Genomic DNA, 17,717 nt, shown 5'->3' with positions numbered 1-17,717 from the left:
CATCTATTCAATAATCGATCGACATACTCTTTATTCATGAAGAAGAAGGCGGTTGTGGCCTCATCATGACGAATTTGGTGTCGTTATTCACGGTAAAGTAGTCACCTGCCCCGCCTCCACGCATCAGAGGTTCGCCCGCAACAGTATTATAGATGCCATTCTCGATCAGACTATTATCAATATGAACGCCAACAACTTCCCCCAGCACCAACCAGGTATCCAGCAATTCACCGGATGCTGTTTTTAATTGAACTATCTCAATCAGCCGACATTCCATTGAAACCGGCGACTCTGCGACACGTGGCACGTTAATTTCATGGCTCTCCAATGGCGTGAGCCCGGATAAAGCAAATTCATCCACGTCTGGCGGTACTGCTGCACTACTCATATTCATCTGATCTGCCAGCGTTTGAGTCGCCAGATTCCAGCTGAACTCCCCTGTTTCCTCTATATTCCTTAGAGAATCCTTACGCCCTGTGCTGCTAAAACCGATAATCGGTGGAGTGTAATTGAAGGCATTGAAAAAACTGTAAGGGGCGAGATTGAGTACGCCAGCACCACTACGAGAGGCAATCCAGCCGATGGGGCGCGGCGCGATAATAGCATTGAACGGATCATGGGCAAGGCCATGACCTTCACTTGGGCGATAATAATGGTGGGACATGAACCACTTCCTCAGAGCATTGAATAAACATCAGTATGGTGCAGTGCAGCGTGTTTCGCTTCATATTCCATTTATACACATCCTGGTTCTACACCTTCCAACTTCAGATAAACTTGCCAAAACCAGACGATATCGCCAATGGCGCAATAGGCCGGAAATACTTTATCCGTTCGCTTGTGCGCTGAACTGATCAATGAGCGGCTGATTAAAAAGGGGCACCAACTGTGACGCCCAATGCGCAATGGCGGCATCAAGGCGTGCCAAAGGGGCATGGCTTCCCCGCATATAAAATGCAACGAGGACAGGTGCATGTTGGGGGGGCCAAACGACAGCGATCACCCCCCGCGCACCATCATTTCCACTGCCACTTTTGTCCGCAATTTTCCAACTGGAAGGCAATCCCGCGCGTAATAACGTGCCGGTCACTTTATTGCCTTCCATCCAGCTCAGTATCTGATGTCTTGAGTCTGCATTCAACGCTCCCCCGTGCACCAATCGATCGAGTGTGAATACTATCGCTTGGGGTGTCGTTGTATCACGTTGGCCAGCATGATCCTTGTTATTCAATGAAGGTTCCGTTCGATCCAAACGTGTAGAGTGGTCACCCAAAGCGCGGATATAGTGAGTCAATCCCTGTGGACCGCCAATTTTCTGCAATATCAGATTGCCGGCCGTATTATCACTTAGCTGTATACCTGCCTGACATAGCTGAGTAAATGACATGGGCCGCCCTATAAAGTGCCTGGTAACAGGTGCATAGCTCAGGACATCATGGGGATGGACGATCACCGTTTGCCTCATGGAAAGGTGCCCTTCTTCCTGCTGATGAAGAAGATCGCTACAAGCCAGTACCTTGAAGGTACTTGTCAATAGAAAACGATGATCGGCGTGGTAATGCCAGGTTTTTTGGTTCCCTGTGTCCAACACGAAATAACCAACATAGGCATGCAAATCATGTTCAGTCTGAAGCGCGGCCTGTTTTAGAGGATCGGCCGCGTAGGCGTCATGTGCATTCATCCCTAGAGAGAGAAGCATAAAGGGAATGATTTTCAGGAACGCAAAAAGAGGTGTCCCTTTCATATTATCGAATACTCTTTTGACAGGAATGGTTTTGCAACGGTAATAACATTTGGGATGACTATAGTGTTTATGATGTTAACAGTGGCCATGATGTTAACAATGCAAGCGATGGTAATGGTTCCAGAGGGCGGTGTTAGGGTGAAATCTTTCACAACATTGCGTCTACAGCGAGGCAGGCAAGTTGTTTGTATGAGTAAATTCACTAGAGCCCAATCTGCATTGTGTGCACCACAATTGTGATTCCCCGGATAAAGTTGCACCTCGAAAAGGCAACATCCAAACAAGAAAGTTGCGATCTTGATCTTTAGTTAAATACCGGGTTGCAACAGGTTGCACCTTGTTGAATTTTACGGGTATGCTCTTCCTATTCACAAGGCGATTCTGTCTTCGCCTACCTGTTCATCTTCAACTTGGGATCTGGCGCCATGGCTAATAGCACAACAATGGGCGTAAAACTGGATCAGGCGACACGTGATCGCCTGAAAACAGCGGCACACTCTCTGGACCGCACGCCTCACTGGCTTATCAAACAGGCTATTTTCAACTGTCTCGAACAGTATGAACGTGGACAGGGCTTTCCTGTTACTGCAGATGAGCTCACACCCAGTGAAGATGGCGACACCATTGATGAGGTGCAACCGCAACAACATGCACCGCAGCCTTTTCTTGAATTTGCGGAAAGCATTCAGCCCCAGTCCGTTTTGCGTGCTGCCATTACATCAGCCTATCGCCGTCCTGAACAGGAGATTGTTCCTACGCTTGTAGAACAGGCGCGTATCGCTCCCAAGCAGGCCAAGGCTGTTCATGAATTGGCCTATGGCCTCGCTGAGCGGCTCAGGAATCAGAAAAGCTCGGGTGGGCGCCAGGGAATTGTCCAGGGATTGCTGCAGGAATTTTCGCTCTCCTCGCAAGAGGGTATCGCGCTGATGTGTCTGGCTGAAGCACTCCTTCGTGTCCCGGACAAAGGTACCCGCGACCTACTGATTCGCGACAAGCTAAGTGGCGGTAACTGGCAGAGCCACTTGGGCCGTAGTCAGTCGCTTTTCGTAAATGCAGCGACCTGGGGACTTCTGATTACCGGCAAGCTCACCACCACACATAATGAAGCCGGGCTTACCTCTTCACTCAACCGTATCATCGGTAAACGGGGCGAACCACTCATCCGCAAGGGGGTGGATATGGCCATGCGTTTGATGGGCGAACAATTCGTGACGGGTGAAACCATCGGCGAAGCACTGGCCAATGCAGGTCGTTATGAAGCCAAAGGCTTCCGCTATTCCTACGATATGCTGGGTGAAGCGGCGATGACAGCCAAAGGGGCAGATGACTACTACAACGACTATGAGCAGGCCATCCACGCGATCGGCAAAGCCTCCAATGGTCGTGGTATCTATGAAGGTCCAGGTATCTCCATCAAACTGTCGGCGCTGCATCCCCGCTACTCGCGTGCGCAATATGACCGCGTAATGGACGAACTTTATCCGCGGTTGAAATCTCTCGTTCTGCTGGCACAAGAGTACGATATCGGTATCAATATTGATGCTGAAGAAGCCGATCGCCTTGAGCTTTCGCTGGATTTGCTGGAGCACCTTTGCTTCGAACCTGAACTTGAGGGCTGGAACGGAATCGGTTTCGTTATTCAGGGTTACCAGAAACGTTGCCCACTGGTCATCGATTACTTGATTGATCTGGCACGTCGTAGTCGCCGCCGCCTGATGATTCGTCTGGTAAAAGGGGCTTACTGGGATTCCGAAATCAAGGTCGCACAGGTAGAAGGGCTTGAGGGTTATCCCGTTTATACCCGCAAAGTATACACTGACCTCTCCTACATCAGCTGCGCACGTAAACTGTTGGCGGCACCCGAAGCTATCTACCCCCAGTTTGCGACACACAATGCCTATACCCTTGCAGCCATCTACAAACTGGCGGGCAACAATTATTACCCCGGCCAGTATGAATTCCAGTGTCTTCACGGCATGGGCGAGCCTTTATACGAACACGTTGTCGGCAAAAATGGCCTGAACCGACCCTGCCGCATTTATGCGCCCTGTGGAAGCCATGAAACCCTGCTCGCGTATCTGGTGCGTCGTTTGCTGGAAAATGGGGCCAACACCTCTTTTGTGAACCGTATTGCCGATCACGATATTTCACTGGACGAACTGGTGCGTGATCCTGTTGAAGAAGCGGAGCAAATGGCTGAACAGGAAGGCGCCATGGGCCTCCCTCATCCACGTATTCCGTTACCGATCGAGCTTTATGGGGATGAACGTGTAAATTCCACCGGACTGGATCTCTCCAATGAACAGCGCTTGGCATCACTTTCCAGTGCGCTCTTGTATGGTGCCAGCCACCCGCTGGAAGCACGTCCTATCGTACCGTTCGAATACTCGCATGGCGCCACCGCGGCGGTTGAGAATCCTTCCGATACACGTGACGTGGTAGGGTTGGTTGAAGAAGCCACGCCTGAGATTGTGGAAAAGGCCCTTGCCGCCTCCGTCGATGCCGCCCCCATTTGGCAGGCGACTCAACCGGAAGAGCGTGCGGAAGTCCTTGAACGTGCAGCAGACCTCATGGAAGCACAACTTCAACCGCTGATGGGCGTGCTGGTGCGCGAAGCAGGAAAAACCTATGCCAATGCGATTGCCGAGGTCCGCGAAGCTGTCGACTTCCTGCGTTACTATGCCGCTCAGGCGCGGGAACATTTCGACAATCACTCGCACCGTCCATTGGGACCGGTTGTCTGTATCAGCCCATGGAACTTCCCCCTGGCCATCTTCACAGGCCAGATTGCCGCTGCATTAGTCACCGGTAATACAGTGCTGGCCAAACCGGCGGAACAGACGCCGCTTATTGCCTCTGAAGGGGCACGTATCCTGATCGAGGCCGGCTTGCCTGAGGGTGTACTACAACTATTGCCGGGCACAGGTGAAACCGTGGGTGCCAAGCTGGTGGGTGATGATCGTATTCGTGGCGTCATGTTCACGGGGTCTACAGAAGTCGCCCGAATCCTTGCACGTAACCTCTCAGGCCGACTGGATAGTCAGGGACGCCCGATTCCGCTGATTGCCGAAACCGGTGGTCAGAATGCAATGATTGTGGATTCATCGGCGTTGCCTGAGCAGGTCATTCCTGATGTGCTGGCTTCTGCATTCGATAGTGCCGGGCAGCGTTGTTCCGCTCTACGTATTCTTTGCGTACAGGAAGATGTTGCGGAGCGTGTGCTTGATATGCTGAAAGGAGCGATGAAAGAATGCCGTTTGGGTAACCCCGAGCAACTCTCTTCTGATATTGGCCCTGTCATCGATAACGAAGCACGTGAAACGATCAATGCGCATATCGAAAAAATGCGTTCAAAGGGGCACAAGGTTCACCAGATCAGTATCAATGACAAGGAAGCCAATGAGCATGGTATCTTTATTCCCCCCACACTGATTGAGCTGGATGACCTGAATGAACTGGAGCGCGAAGTGTTCGGCCCGGTTCTCCATATCGTGACCTACAAGCAGAAAGAGCTGGGTAAACTGCTGGATAATATCAATGCGAACGGTTATGGCCTCACCATGGGGCTTCATACCCGCATTGACGAAACCATTGCACAGGTAATCGCCAAGGCAGAGGTAGGTAACCTCTACGTTAACCGCAACATCGTCGGCGCAGTGGTAGGTGTCCAACCCTTCGGTGGCGAAGGCCTTTCAGGCACCGGTCCGAAAGCGGGTGGCCCGATTTATTTGACGCGTCTGCTTTCGGTCCGTCCCAACGGTATCCCGCTGAGTGAGAAAGAGCGCACTCGAATTGAGCCTTCGACTCAACCCCAATACCTTGCCCGCTTGAATGAGCTGGCGGAATGGGCGAAGAAAGAGCATAACAGCGTGGTGGCCGACTACTGCAAAACACTGGAAACACAGGCATTGAGTGGTGTGACGCTGGAGCTGCCCGGCCCGACCGGTGAGCGCAATACCTATTCACTTCTACCGCGGCATCACATTCTATGCCTGGCGACAGATCCGGAAGATCTATTGATCCAGTTAGCGGCAGTCACAGCAATCGGTGCCAAATCCATATGGGAAGATACAGAAGAGACGCGCAAACTACATGCGAAATTACCGAAGAATATTCGTTCACGTGTCGAGCTGGTATCTGACTGGCGTCAGGAAGGGGTAGCCTATGATGCAGTACTTTACCATGGTGATTCAGATACCCTGCTCAACGTCACGCAAGCTGTCGCCGCTCGCGATGGTGCTATCGTGAACGTATTTGGCATGGGAAATGGTGAAACAAATGTCCCTATCGAACATTTGCTGATCGAACATGCATTGAGTATCAATACAGCGGCTGCGGGAGGAAACGCGAGCCTGATGACGATCGGTTAATAGACCACTTGTCATCGCCATAACAGAAGGCCTCCTCTTCATGATCGTGAAGAGGAGGCCTTTTTGCTGCATTCATTATTTTACATCCATACGTAATGGATATATTGAAATTCTGCCAAGAGCCCTCATTTATTCAAAAAGCAGTCATTCACGCAATACTCTGTCCGGCTCTCCATAGTGATATGCAGGCCCTGTTACTTTTTGTCGCTATCTTTCATGATCGTGATAAATAAGTTATTCAAAACGCCACTATCGATAGTCAAAATCTGTTGTCGCTATAGCAGGCGAAATTCTAATCTGTCTTCTATAATGAAAGGCAGTTTCAGGTATAGCGAATAGGGTAAGCCACTGTCTACGATTCATGATCGTGTTTTGTAGCAGAATCTCTCGGATAAAACGCGCTCAATACAGCCACCGTTTTCGAGTGTTGCCAACCCTGTTCGGCTCTCACTTCTATTCAAGAGGAGAAGACCATGAGTAGCGCAAAACCAAATAACGTGAAAGAAATCAAAACCTCCAAACTCTTTCCTACACGTAACAATCTTCCAGAAACCACGCGTGCCAAGGTCGTCGAAATTCTTAATGCACGTCTTGCCGAATTGATCGATCTGGCATTGGTTATCAAGCAGGCACACTGGAATCTTAAAGGTCCGCAATTTATCGGCGTCCACGAAATGCTGGATGGCTTCCGTACCGAAATTGATGGTTACGTGGACACTGTGGCTGAGCGTGCAACCCAGCTGGGAGGAACAGCTTTTGGTACCGTTCAGAGCGTAAATAACCACACCAGCCTGAATGCCTATCCCCTTGATATTCATTCTGTTCATGATCATCTTACCGCACTGGCTGATCATTATGGCGCTGCTGCAGCCACCGTCCGTAAAGCCATTGACGATACCGATGAATTGGGCGATCAGGATACGTCAGACCTTTTCACCGAAGTATCACGTGGATTGGACAAAAATCTGTGGTTTATCGAAGCGCATCTACAGGTTAAATAAGTAGTAATACGTGTATGAAATAACTGATTTATCTTTTAAATCAGATACAGAAAAAGCCCCGAACCCAATGTTCGGGGCTTTTGTTATAAAAAATTTAGAGTGCCTTGTCTTTTTTCAATCTTATCTGAAATCCTGTTTTCGTCTGCTCAAATCCAACTCGCTCATAAAAGTGACAAATATCGGTATCCCCGCTGGTCAGAAGCATGATCTTGTAACAGCCGTAATACTCTGCCTGTTCAGTGGCACACGCTAAAACCTTACGAGCATATCCTTTGTGTCGATAGCCAGCATGAGTAACCACGTTCTCGATCAAGGCAAAGGGCCGCCCTCCCCGAGTCAGGTTGGGAAGAATCATGAGGGTACAGGCTGCCACCATTGTATCCCCCTCGAACCCGACAAGAAGCTCGCTTCCCGGCATCGACGACAGCTGTGCCAAAGCAGCCTCGGCAGATGCTGCATCCGGAATTTCATCCCCTTTATTGAGATGCTGATAAAGGGCCAACAGCGTCGGTAAATCATTCGAGACAGCAGCCCGAACAGTAAATGAAAACATGTTCTCTGAGGTCATGAGGTCAAATCTTACGCTTGATGCGATGCTTTCAGTGCCTCTGCCCCCTGCCGAACAAGTTCTGCCGTTTGCTCCCAGCCAAGGCAACCATCGGTAATTGACACACCATATTTGAGCGATGGCCCCAACTTCTGAGCCCCCTCATGTAGGTGGCTTTCCAGCATGACGCTCCGCAAGCTGGTATCCCCATGTGTACGCTGCTCAAGAACGGAATTGAAGACTACCGGCTGCAACGCAGGGTTTTTATGGCTATTACCATGGCTACAATCCACCATGATACTGGGATTCAGGCCAGCCTGATTGAGCTGTTGGCGTGCTTCAGCCACGCTCTCGGCCTTATAGTTAGGGCCGGAACGACCACCGCGCAGCACAATATGTGTGTCGGGATTCCCTTCACTATTGAGCATTGCGGGATGTCCATTATCATCCAATCCCAGGAAGTGGTGAGGATGGTTGGCAGAACGAATGGCATCGGCAGCTGCGAAAACTGAGCCATCCGTAGCATTCTTGAAGCCGACAGGCATGGGAAGTCCGCTTACCATTTCACGGTGAATCTGGGATTCGGTCGTACGCGCACCAATGGCCGCCCATGCTATCAGGTCCGAGAAATAACCCGCTGCCATGGGGTGCAACAGTTCTGTGGCCAAAGGCACTCCCTGTTGCAGCAGTTCAAGCATCAAGGCACGTGACAGGCGCACGCCAGATGCCATATCATCACTACCATTCAGGTAGGGATCATAGAGCATCCCCTTCCATCCTACTGTCGTTCTCGGTTTCTCAACGTAGGCACGCATCACCAGCAGGAACTGGTCTTTCACTGCTTCCGCCAACTCAGCCATCTTGCCTGCATACTCAACCGCAGACCGCTCATCATGTAGGGAACAGGGCCCCATTACGATCATCATGCGGGAGTCTTCACCCCGCATGATCCTGCGTACCTCTTCTCGTTGAGACTCAACACGTTGCTTGAGCACCTGTGGCAAAGGGAGTTGTTTACGCAACTCTGCCACTGTGGGTAGCACCGTAGATTTGTGTTGTCGATCCGTATTGGGTGCTGTAGATAGTTCAGTAGTCATATGTCTGATTCCCTGGGATGCTGAGAACACGTTATCCCATAATAAAAAACCCCGGTCAGGAGAGCCTGACCGGGGTTTACAACAACTTCGTTCAGGCGCCCCATCCTCGGGCACGCCTGTGAGTAAAGGCGTGCCTAGTGGCTAAACCAATACCCGAAGTAGTTGCAGAAACCTTCATTCACCGCACGACACACACCCGCAGTACGCGCTGGGCACGCAACACTACCGATGGAGAGTGTAGTTAACTGTATAGCTAACGTGGGGTGCATGAACGTTTCCATTAAAATGAATGAATATAGGTAGAGATTACTCTAATGAGATTAAGCCCGCAAGTGTTTAAACGGTATCTAAAAAGCCGTTTAACGGCCTCAATAATCGTCTGAGTAAAACTGTGGTGCTTTTGCATTCAGTGCCATCTGAGATTCACGCATGAGTCGATCAAAAACCGGATATTTCAGCGTTAAAGAATTTCCAGCCATAGAAAGAGTGCGGGCAAGGCGGTCACTACTGCGATTGCTGCAAGAAACAGGGCTATGCCTAGAAAGCCACCGCGTTCCCGACGCAAGGTACGTATGTTGAGGAATCGCGTCCAATCACGGTCCGATGACCAGGACCGAACTCGGGGAAGTGACTGACTATGTGATGTTCGCATGAAAAATCCAGTGTAATACGGTGAGTGAAAAGCCGATTCAGTTATCGATGCGGCCTCTTGACCTCTGCGTGTTTTACCAACCAACCATCAACTACACTTTTACTTGCACTTGTTTTTTTACTTCACATTCCTGCCGCCGTCAATTGCTAGCGTAGTGCCTGTTACAAATCTGGCATCCAGCAAATAACGAATGCCGTCCCACACCGCCCCCGGACCGGGAAGGACATCAAGTACGGATTTTTCTTTCAAATGAGCGATATAGTCGACATCGTCTCCCTCATTCAGCATGATCGATGCCGGAGCCAGCGCATTTACTTTGATAGTGGGCGCATAAAGAGCGGCGAAGGAGCGAGCCAGATTTTCCATTCCTGCCTTGGAGGCAGCATAGGCAGAATGACGTTTCGACCCTTTAACCGATGAAAAATCAGTAATATGGATGATATCTGTCAATTGCTCAGGGGCAGCCTCCAGTAAATCCCTTACCTGTGTATTGATCAGATAGGGCGCCTGCATGTGAACATGAAACATCAGGTCGAAATAGCGGCCCGCTTCCACGCCTTCAGCATCAGCTCGCCATAATGATGCATTATGGATGACCGCACGCAGACATGGGGTTGTTTCACGTAGCAGCGTTATGAATTGCCAAATACCCTCTTCCGTCGAAAAATCGGCATAGAGCACAATCGCTCCTCGCGCTCTAAGCGCATCCACAGCCGGACGTTCCTGCCGATACGTCACAATGACGGGAGTCCCCTCATCCAGCAAGCGCTCGGCACAATATCGGCCAAGGCGCTGCACTCCTCCGGTGATCAATATCGGAGACTGACTCATGAACGGATGTTTTCCTCGATATTCGCCGGTTTCTCGGGGCGTGGTGCATAACTGAAGACATCGGAAAATACATATTCGGTCAGTGGTTCTATCTCTTCCAGCGCATCCATGACGGAATACACCATACCCGGTGAGCCCGAAATATAGATGCTGTATTTTTGAGTGGATTTCAGTGTTTTTGCCAGTGCGCGATCCACGCGTTCTACCAGCCCGTCAAATGCATCCTGTTCTTCCTGTTCACGTGATTCGACAGGCTCACCATGCTCATAGGTATGTGATTTGACGACGAATTCTTCCACCACCGGATGATAATGAAAATTGGAATGGGTAGCCGCCCATTCACGCGCTAGATCATCCAGATAAAGATCCTCACGGGTACGTGTTGCCCACCAGAGATCAATCGGATGATCCGGGTCATGCGCCAATACGGCTTCAGTAATTGCCTTCATCTGTGCAAAGCCAGTGCCTGCAGCGACCAGTAACAGAGGCCGTTTATCACCGATCTCCACCACACTTTTACCCGAAGGCAAACGAACGTCGAAGGTTTCTCCAACGCGCAAACGCTGGAAAAGTGCTGTGTTGCTTTTGCTCGAAGGGACCTCAAGAATGTGAAGCTCAAGCAGTTGCTCGCCCCGATAGGCATTGCCGATAGAAAAAGGTACCCAACGCTGCTCACCCTCTACCTCAACGGACAATTCAAGATACTGGCCCGGTGCATAGGGGACATCCTGACCATCAGTAATACGCAGGAATACACGTGTTACACCGGCATCCAATGTCTCAAGCGATTCAATACGGCAAGTCACCGTGGTCGTACTCATACTAGGCTCTCTCGTTATCCTCGTTCGAGGAAATATTGGGTATGACATTCACTGCAGCGCTCTACCCTATCCATCAATGTAGAGCTACAGCATTAACTCTCTCTTTAGACCTCACCACTAACCACTGGCTGATACAGATGTAGGCTAAGACGGATGTGTGCTCACCATATCAGTCAAAAACATCCTTTATATCAGCCCAAAAACTCCTTGAAGCTGCCTCAATCGAAAATACCAAGGCTTTCCCACCGTTCCGTCACACGATCCTTGACCGCGTTATCCATAACGATGGGTACGCCCCACTCACGCGTTGTTTCACCGGGCCACTTGGATGTTGCATCCAGCCCCATTTTGGAGCCCAGCCCACTCACCGGTGACGCAAAATCCAGATAATCAATCGGGGTATTTTCGACCATAACGGTGTCTCTGGCAGGGTCCATCCGCGTGGTAATGGCCCAGATGACATCTTTCCAGTCCCGCGTATTGATATCATCATCCACCACGATCACGAATTTGGTATACATGAACTGGCGAAGAAAGCTCCACACACCCATCATGACGCGCTTGGCATGCCCTGCATACTGCTTTTTCATGGATACGACTGCCATGCGGTATGAACAGCCTTCAGGTGGCAGATAAAAATCCACGATCTCTGGAAACTGCTTACGCAGGATTGGCACAAAGACTTCATTGAGCGCCAAGCCCAGTACCGCAGGTTCATCCGGTGGCCGACCGGTATAGGTCGAATGATAAATCGGATCTTTGCGATGCGTGATACGCGTTACCGTAAAGACAGGAAACGTGTCCACTTCATTGTAATAACCGGTATGATCCCCAAAGGGCCCTTCAGGCGCCACATCATCAGGATAGATATACCCTTCCAGCACGATCTCTGCCGAAGCAGGCACCTGAATGTCGGCATGCCCACATTTGACCAGTTCCGTTTTGCTACCACGTAACAACCCGGCAAAAGCAAACTCGGAAAGTGTGTCAGGCACCGGTGTGACGGCCCCGAGAATCGTGGCTGGGTCAGCACCCAACGCAACGGCTACCGGGAAAGGCTCGCCCGGATGCGTCTGTTGCCATTCACGAAAATCCAGTGCGCCCCCCCGATGAGACAACCAGCGCATGATCAAACGATTCTTGCCGATTTTCTGCTGCCGATAAATGCCCAGATTCTGACGTTTTTTATGCGGCCCTTTCGTGACCACCAGCGGCCAGGTAACCAGCGGCCCGGCATCCCCCGGCCAGCAGGTCTGGATAGGCAGCTGATCAAGGTCAACGTCATCACCCTCCAGCACCACTTCCTGACATGGTGCATTGCGGACTTTTTTCGGCCCCATGCTCAATACTTTCTTGAGCAACGGGACTTTTTCCCAGGCATCGCGCAAGCCACCAGGTGGCTCTGGCTCTTTCAGGTAGGCCAGTAATTCACCAATCTCACGCAACTTGAAAACATCATCCTGCCCCATACCCAACGCAACACGTCGTGGCGTACCGAAAAGGTTTGCCAGTACAGGTATGGATGATCCTTTCACATTTTCAAACAGTAATGCAGGCCCTTCGGCACGCAGTACACGATCACATATTTCGGTCATTTCCAGATGAGGGTCCACTTCAACAGTGATGCGTCGAAGCTCCCCCATTGCCTCAAGGCGGGTGATAAAATCGCGCAAATCGCGGTACTGCATGCTGACATCCTTTTACTAAGCACTCATTTTTGGAGATACGTGAGACATGCCGGTTGACTCCATTGGCAAAATCTACCAGCCAACGTGGCTCTCACAACACCGGAAAAGTGCTATCGGCCCATTCTTCGTGAAAAAGAACAAAACCGGTATTCATTAATGTACGATATTAAGCGCGTACTTTCCCACTAACGTATGGTTCTATATAAGTACCATAACGAATAAGAAAACAATAAACCGATATCATGAAAAAGGCGGACGCCATAAGCATCCGCCTTCCATTCAGCCAATTCACCTGTGGGAACGCGATCAAATGCGATCCAACAGATGAAAACGCACACCTAACGTCGTTTCATGGCTTCGAAGAACTCGTCATTGGTCTTCGTATCTTTCAAACGATCAATCAGGAATTCAGTGGCGGCAACATCATCCATCGGATTGAGCAGTTTACGCAGAATCCACATGCGCTGCATCTCTTCTTCAGAACAAAGAAGATCTTCACGACGAGTCCCCGAACGACGGATATTGATAGCAGGGAAAACGCGTTTCTCGGCCAGCTTTCTGTCCAGATGGGCTTCCATGTTACCCGTGCCCTTGAATTCCTCGAAGATCACTTCGTCCATTTTGGAGCCGGTATCGACCAGTGCTGTTGCCAGAATGGTCAAGCTGCCGCCTTCTTCAATATTACGGGCAGCACCAAAGAACCGCTTCGGTTTTTCCAGGCCGTGGGCATCCACACCCCCTGTCAGTACCTTACCCGAGGAAGGTACGACAGTGTTGTAGGCACGCGCCAGACGAGTGATGGAATCCAGCATGATAACAACGTCTTTTTTATGCTCTACCAGACGCTTGGCCTTTTCGATAACCATTTCAGCTACCTGAACGTGACGTGCCGGCGGCTCATCAAACGTTGAAGCCACGACTTCACCACGTACTGTGCGGCTCATCTCGGTCACTTCCTCGGGACGTTCATCGATCAGAAGGACGATCAGATAACACTCAGGGTTGTTACGAACAATCGCATTGGCGATGTTCTGCATCATCATGGTCTTACCGGCCTTGGGCGGTGATACGATCAGGCCACGCTGACCTTTACCAATCGGCGACGTCAGGTCAATGATACGAGAGGTCAGATCCTCGGTAGAACCGTTACCAATTTCCATGGTCAGGCGTTCATCGGGGAAAAGAGGGGTCAGGTTTTCAAAGAGGATCTTGTGGCGGGCGTTATCAGGACGATCAAAGTTGATCTGACTGACTTTCAGCAGGGCAAAATAACGTTCCCCTTCCTTCGGAGGACGGATCTTGCCTGAAATGGTATCCCCTTTGCGCAGGTTAAAACGACGAATCTGCGAGGGAGAAACGTAAATATCATCCGGACCGGCAAGATACGAGCTGTCCGCACTACGAAGGAAACCAAAACCATCCTGAAGAATTTCGAGAACACCATCGCCATAGATATCTTCACCGCTTTTCGCGTGTTTCTTCAAGATAGCGAAGATGATGTCCTGCTTGCGGGACCTCGCCACGTTGTCAATGGACATGCTCTGGGCGAGTTCGAGGAGTTCCGGAACGGATTTTTGCTTGAGTTCTGTTAGATTCATGGGCTTAGTTCAGAAAAGCTGCAATGAGCATACGATACAAAATTAGAGTCAATGTCGTAATGACATGTTGATGTGTCCAGAGGTATCAGAGGTCACCGTCATGGGCATACGGATAAAACATCGGCAAATCATGGGCTGTGCTTTCGAATAACAAAAAGGAGTCATGCGGAAGGACAAATCATGAAAGTGTGTTGTTATACCGGCCGGGAAATACAAGGCAGGCCCAAAATGTAATGAAATGCTCCTGATACCTGAAAATTGACCGCTGAAAGTGTAGACACGAGATCCCTTCCAACGAAAATTCGGTCTCGGGTAGCCCCGAGCTTTCAATCCACCCTGATCACTCATGGAATCGAAAGGAACGAATCGACATGAAGATTTCGATACGGCCCCTGCATATCCATCAGCGAAGAGTCAACAAATGTATAAAAGCTATCTAGAGTAATTCTACTTTGCTCGAGGTTTAGACCTGATCAAACATGATATTCAAGGATGGGCAAAGCGGGAGCAGAAAGTAGTAAGGTGCGCTGGAATTATAGCTGGAACAGGAAAGTTGACTCGTTGAGGGAATGACTGGCTTTTCATTCACTGACCTACTCATGATTAACTTGCTCATGATCCACTGGGCCCAATGGCGCAGAAGGAGAGTCAGAACAGCCGGGTATCCATCATGCGTTAATCAAGAAACCAATTAGCGCTGTAGGGCATCGAAGTAAGGATGCAACTGCATCATAGGCAACAATAAGAGCCGATGCAACCCCTATTTTACGCAAACATCACCAAAATCACCGCATTTTATATAAATCTTCCTCCGATGAGCATTCCAACAATGACTGTACACTGTAAAAACCGTTATTTACTTCCCTGTATAGAGCCGCTGCATGGGTTGAACATGGCCTTGTAACCATCTGCCACCAGACAAAGTGAATCGCTCAGAACAGCCACCAAACAGGTGTTTTTTTGGTCCTGCAATGACGAATGAAATGCACTTTCACTGCACTCGGTAACGGGCGTGTCTTCTTTACGGAGAGGCTCAGAGGATGAAAATACCTCGCCGTCATATGTGTACACGAATACCAACTGTTTTCGTTCCCAGGGTGGGATCTGGTATGTCTGAAGCAATGTTTTTACGCGGCGATGCATGCCTTTATAAAATAGCTTTTCACCGCCACGCCTTGGCTGAATAACAAAATTGCCCTGATCACCTTTAACATATTTATTGAGCACAGACACAGCATGCGGGTACCAATCACTTTCGTTAGTCGCCCCACCCTCTCCTCGCGTCACGGGTATCTCCTGTTCCGCCAACAAATAGAGGTGGTCTTTCCAGATACGTGCCAAAACACCCGTCCATTTGACTTCAGCACAACGACTTTCATGCATAGTGAGCTGACTGATCAACGAGTTCAGTTTGGAACGGGGAGGTAACGGTAACTGCCGTTGATCCAGGGCACAGCGAATCAACAGCGCACAACGTGATGCATCACGTGTCAGCAAGGGTTGAACAGGAAGGCGCGCAGGATCAGAGGTCAATCGTTCAAGCTCTTCGACCGCGTACTGCATCAATAATTGATGGCTTTCTCGCAGATGATCAGAGGTATGTGCCAACGTCTGCACTACTTGCGGCCAACGGGTTTCAATCTCGGGAATAATCCGATGCCTTAGCCAGTTGCGATCAAAGTCCTCGGTATCATTCGAAGGATCATCAACCCACTGCCACTGCTGTTCACGCGCCAGATCAATGAGTGCAGAATGCGGCATATTCAGCAAGGGGCGCTGTAACCAACCATGACCGAGGCGCCGACGAGCTGGCATGGCACCCAACCCCGTCAAACCACTCCCGCGAAGCAACCGAAGCATAAAGGTTTCAGCCTGATCATTGCGATGATGTGCCAACCATAGGACATCATCAGGACCCAGGCACTGACCGAAGGCCTCGTATCGGGCTTCTCTTGCAGCGGCTTCCACCCCCGTGCCAGATATCTGAGGCGTGACATGCACCACATGCAGGGGAACTTTCAATGCATCGCATAAAGTACGGCACGAGGTTTCGAAGTGCTCGGCAGCCGCCTGCAAATGATGATTGACATGAACCGCGTGAAGGGAAGGAACGGGCAAATGTTGACGGGAACGATGACGGATTGCCTCTGCAGCCAAGTGCAGAAGGCAAACGCTGTCCATACCACCAGACAGCGCAATCCATAATCGATGATGGGGGGGAACCTGCGTCAGGGCCGCATCCAGCAATGGGCGGCCATCGGCCATGAGGCTCATGGCACGCTGATCAGGCCTGAGGGGCACCGTAGCTCATCAGGCGCTTGTAGCGGCGATCCAGCAATTCACTGGTATCGAGCTTGCCCAGTTTGTCAATGCTGGTCAGGAGCGCATCTTTCAGGTGAACCGACATCTCCGCCGGATTACGATGCGCTCCACCCAAAGGTTCATTGATAAGCGTATCCACGAAGCCAAGATCCTTAAGCTGACCCGCCGTGATTCCCATCGCTTGTGCTGCTTCCGATGCTTTTTCGGCACTTTTCCACAGAATGGAAGCACAACCTTCCGGGGATATGACCGAGTACGTTGAGTACTGCAGCATCATGAGCTCGTCACATACACCGATAGCCAGGGCACCACCGGAACCACCTTCACCAATCACCGTAGAGATGATCGGCGTTTTAAGGCGTGACATCACTGCCAGATTGTAAGCGATGGCTTCGCTCTGACCACGCTCTTCCGCATCGATCCCCGGGTAGGCGCCAGGTGTGTCAATGAATGTCAGGATAGGCATTTTGAAACGCTCGGCCATCTCCATCAGGCGGACAGCCTTGCGATAGCCCTCCGGACGAGGCATACCGAAATTGCGTTTGACCTTGTCTTTAACGGTACGACCTTTCTGATGACCAATCACCATCACGGGGTTGTCATCAATACGTGCGATGCCGCCAATCAGTGCATAGTCATCGGCGAATGCGCGATCACCATGCAGCTCGTCAAATTCGGCAAAGATATGAACGATATAATCGAGTGTATAAGGGCGCTGCGGATGCCTCGCCAACTGGGAAACCTGCCACGGGGTCAGATCACGGAAGATCTGCTGAGTCAGCTTGTGGCTTTTGTCTTCCAACCGACCAATCTCTTCACTGAGGTTGATCTTGCTGTCAGTCCCTACCAGACGAAGCTCTTCGATTTTATCTTGAAGCTCAGCGATAGGCTGTTCGAATTCCAGGTAATTGGGGTTCATAGAAAGTATCTGATAACTCTGCCAACGCCGTGGCTCGGATTACGGCTCTACGGCAAGGATGCATTTGGGGATGCGTGTAAGGGTCTAACCCGAGCGCAAATAAGGCGCTATTATCCCATGATCATGT

Annotated in this window: 14 protein-coding genes; 2 read left to right on the top strand and 12 right to left on the bottom strand. The window is 50.5% G+C overall.

Annotated elements, in window-relative coordinates; translation table 11 throughout:
- Nucleotides 1-34: 34 nt before the first annotated feature.
- The gene (locus tag LMG33818_RS04810; protein ID WP_442322235.1) at nucleotides 35-664 is read right to left on the bottom strand and encodes a flavin reductase family protein; all 630 of its coding nucleotides are present in this window, start codon (nucleotides 662-664) and stop codon (nucleotides 35-37) included.
- Between the two features lie 162 nt (nucleotides 665-826).
- Entirely contained in the window at nucleotides 827-1,744 is a 918-nt protein-coding gene (gene bla, locus LMG33818_RS04805) for a class A beta-lactamase (protein WP_442322234.1), read from the bottom strand.
- Between the two features lie 425 nt (nucleotides 1,745-2,169).
- Here bla and putA point away from each other — a divergent pair, with 425 nt between their 5' ends.
- The gene (putA, locus tag LMG33818_RS04800) at nucleotides 2,170-6,114 is read left to right on the top strand and encodes a trifunctional transcriptional regulator/proline dehydrogenase/L-glutamate gamma-semialdehyde dehydrogenase (protein ID WP_442322233.1); all 3,945 of its coding nucleotides are present in this window, start codon (nucleotides 2,170-2,172) and stop codon (nucleotides 6,112-6,114) included.
- A gap of 473 nt (nucleotides 6,115-6,587) precedes the next feature.
- Complete coding sequence (gene dps, locus LMG33818_RS04795; RefSeq protein ID WP_442322232.1) at nucleotides 6,588-7,115, top strand: DNA starvation/stationary phase protection protein Dps; 528 nt, start codon at nucleotides 6,588-6,590, stop codon at nucleotides 7,113-7,115.
- A gap of 94 nt (nucleotides 7,116-7,209) precedes the next feature.
- On the opposite strand, the gene LMG33818_RS04790 is transcribed toward dps, so the two are convergent.
- The 10 genes from LMG33818_RS04790 to accA all read right to left on the bottom strand — a co-directional run bounded on the left by LMG33818_RS04790 (nucleotide 7,210) and on the right by accA (nucleotide 17,590).
- Nucleotides 7,210-7,683 carry a GNAT family N-acetyltransferase gene (locus LMG33818_RS04790; RefSeq protein WP_442322231.1) on the bottom strand — a complete coding sequence of 158 codons (474 nt, stop codon included), beginning with the start codon at nucleotides 7,681-7,683 and terminating at the stop codon, nucleotides 7,210-7,212.
- A gap of 11 nt (nucleotides 7,684-7,694) precedes the next feature.
- A complete protein-coding gene (locus LMG33818_RS04785) occupies nucleotides 7,695-8,759 on the bottom strand; it encodes a 3-deoxy-7-phosphoheptulonate synthase (protein WP_442322230.1) in 1,065 nt (354 codons plus the stop codon).
- A 134-nt stretch (nucleotides 8,760-8,893) separates the two neighbouring features.
- Nucleotides 8,894-9,028, bottom strand: coding sequence for a hypothetical protein (locus LMG33818_RS04780; protein ID WP_442322229.1), 135 nt, complete (start codon nucleotides 9,026-9,028; stop codon nucleotides 8,894-8,896).
- A gap of 191 nt (nucleotides 9,029-9,219) precedes the next feature.
- Nucleotides 9,220-9,411 carry a hypothetical protein gene (locus LMG33818_RS04775; protein WP_442322228.1) on the bottom strand — a complete coding sequence of 64 codons (192 nt, stop codon included), beginning with the start codon at nucleotides 9,409-9,411 and terminating at the stop codon, nucleotides 9,220-9,222.
- Nucleotides 9,412-9,528: 117 nt separating this feature from the next.
- Nucleotides 9,529-10,242 carry a dihydromonapterin reductase gene (folM, locus tag LMG33818_RS04770; RefSeq protein WP_442322227.1) on the bottom strand — a complete coding sequence of 238 codons (714 nt, stop codon included), beginning with the start codon at nucleotides 10,240-10,242 and terminating at the stop codon, nucleotides 9,529-9,531.
- Nucleotides 10,239-11,063: an FAD-binding oxidoreductase gene (locus tag LMG33818_RS04765; RefSeq protein WP_442322226.1), complete on the bottom strand. Its 825-nt coding sequence runs from the start codon at nucleotides 11,061-11,063 to the stop codon at nucleotides 10,239-10,241. Before LMG33818_RS04765 ends, folM begins: the two co-directional genes overlap by 4 nt.
- A gap of 218 nt (nucleotides 11,064-11,281) precedes the next feature.
- Nucleotides 11,282-12,751: a 4-hydroxy-3-polyprenylbenzoate decarboxylase gene (ubiD, locus tag LMG33818_RS04760; protein WP_442322225.1), complete on the bottom strand. Its 1,470-nt coding sequence runs from the start codon at nucleotides 12,749-12,751 to the stop codon at nucleotides 11,282-11,284.
- A gap of 338 nt (nucleotides 12,752-13,089) precedes the next feature.
- Entirely contained in the window at nucleotides 13,090-14,349 is a 1,260-nt protein-coding gene (gene rho, locus LMG33818_RS04755; RefSeq protein ID WP_442322224.1) for a transcription termination factor Rho, read from the bottom strand.
- 852 nt (nucleotides 14,350-15,201) lie between these two features.
- On the bottom strand, nucleotides 15,202-16,650 hold the full coding sequence (tilS, locus tag LMG33818_RS04750) for a tRNA lysidine(34) synthetase TilS (RefSeq protein ID WP_442322223.1): 1,449 nt from the start codon (nucleotides 16,648-16,650) through the stop codon (nucleotides 15,202-15,204).
- On the bottom strand, nucleotides 16,634-17,590 hold the full coding sequence (gene accA / locus LMG33818_RS04745; protein ID WP_442322222.1) for an acetyl-CoA carboxylase carboxyl transferase subunit alpha: 957 nt from the start codon (nucleotides 17,588-17,590) through the stop codon (nucleotides 16,634-16,636). The genes tilS and accA overlap by 17 nt, the downstream gene beginning before the upstream one ends.
- Between the last annotated feature and the right edge of the window lie 127 nt (nucleotides 17,591-17,717).

Origin of the sequence: Cernens ardua (assembly GCF_051251085.1) — a bacterium.
GTDB lineage: Bacteria > Pseudomonadota > Gammaproteobacteria > Pseudomonadales > Halomonadaceae > Cernens > Cernens ardua.
Note: the sequence above shows the minus strand (reverse complement) of the source record. Positions and strands in the feature narration are given on the sequence as shown.

Excerpts from the sequence above, each read along its gene's own strand:
- folM (WP_442322227.1), bottom strand. The coding sequence starts at position 10,242 with ATGAGTCAGTCTCCGATATTGATCACCGGAGGAGTGCAGCGCCTTGGC.
- LMG33818_RS04790 (WP_442322231.1), bottom strand. The coding sequence starts at position 7,683 with ATGACCTCAGAGAACATGTTTTCATTTACTGTTCGGGCTGCTGTCTCG.
- LMG33818_RS04785 (WP_442322230.1), bottom strand. The coding sequence starts at position 8,759 with ATGACTACTGAACTATCTACAGCACCCAATACGGATCGACAACACAAA.
- dps (WP_442322232.1), top strand. The coding sequence starts at position 6,588 with ATGAGTAGCGCAAAACCAAATAACGTGAAAGAAATCAAAACCTCCAAA.
- accA (WP_442322222.1), bottom strand. The coding sequence starts at position 17,590 with ATGAACCCCAATTACCTGGAATTCGAACAGCCTATCGCTGAGCTTCAA.
- LMG33818_RS04765 (WP_442322226.1), bottom strand. The coding sequence starts at position 11,063 with ATGAGTACGACCACGGTGACTTGCCGTATTGAATCGCTTGAGACATTG.
- bla (WP_442322234.1), bottom strand. The coding sequence starts at position 1,744 with ATGAAAGGGACACCTCTTTTTGCGTTCCTGAAAATCATTCCCTTTATG.
- putA (WP_442322233.1), top strand. The coding sequence starts at position 2,170 with ATGGCTAATAGCACAACAATGGGCGTAAAACTGGATCAGGCGACACGT.
- rho (WP_442322224.1), bottom strand. The coding sequence starts at position 14,349 with ATGAATCTAACAGAACTCAAGCAAAAATCCGTTCCGGAACTCCTCGAA.
- LMG33818_RS04775 (WP_442322228.1), bottom strand. The coding sequence starts at position 9,411 with ATGCGAACATCACATAGTCAGTCACTTCCCCGAGTTCGGTCCTGGTCA.
- LMG33818_RS04810 (WP_442322235.1), bottom strand. The coding sequence starts at position 664 with ATGTCCCACCATTATTATCGCCCAAGTGAAGGTCATGGCCTTGCCCAT.
- LMG33818_RS04780 (WP_442322229.1), bottom strand. The coding sequence starts at position 9,028 with ATGCACCCCACGTTAGCTATACAGTTAACTACACTCTCCATCGGTAGT.
- ubiD (WP_442322225.1), bottom strand. The coding sequence starts at position 12,751 with ATGCAGTACCGCGATTTGCGCGATTTTATCACCCGCCTTGAGGCAATG.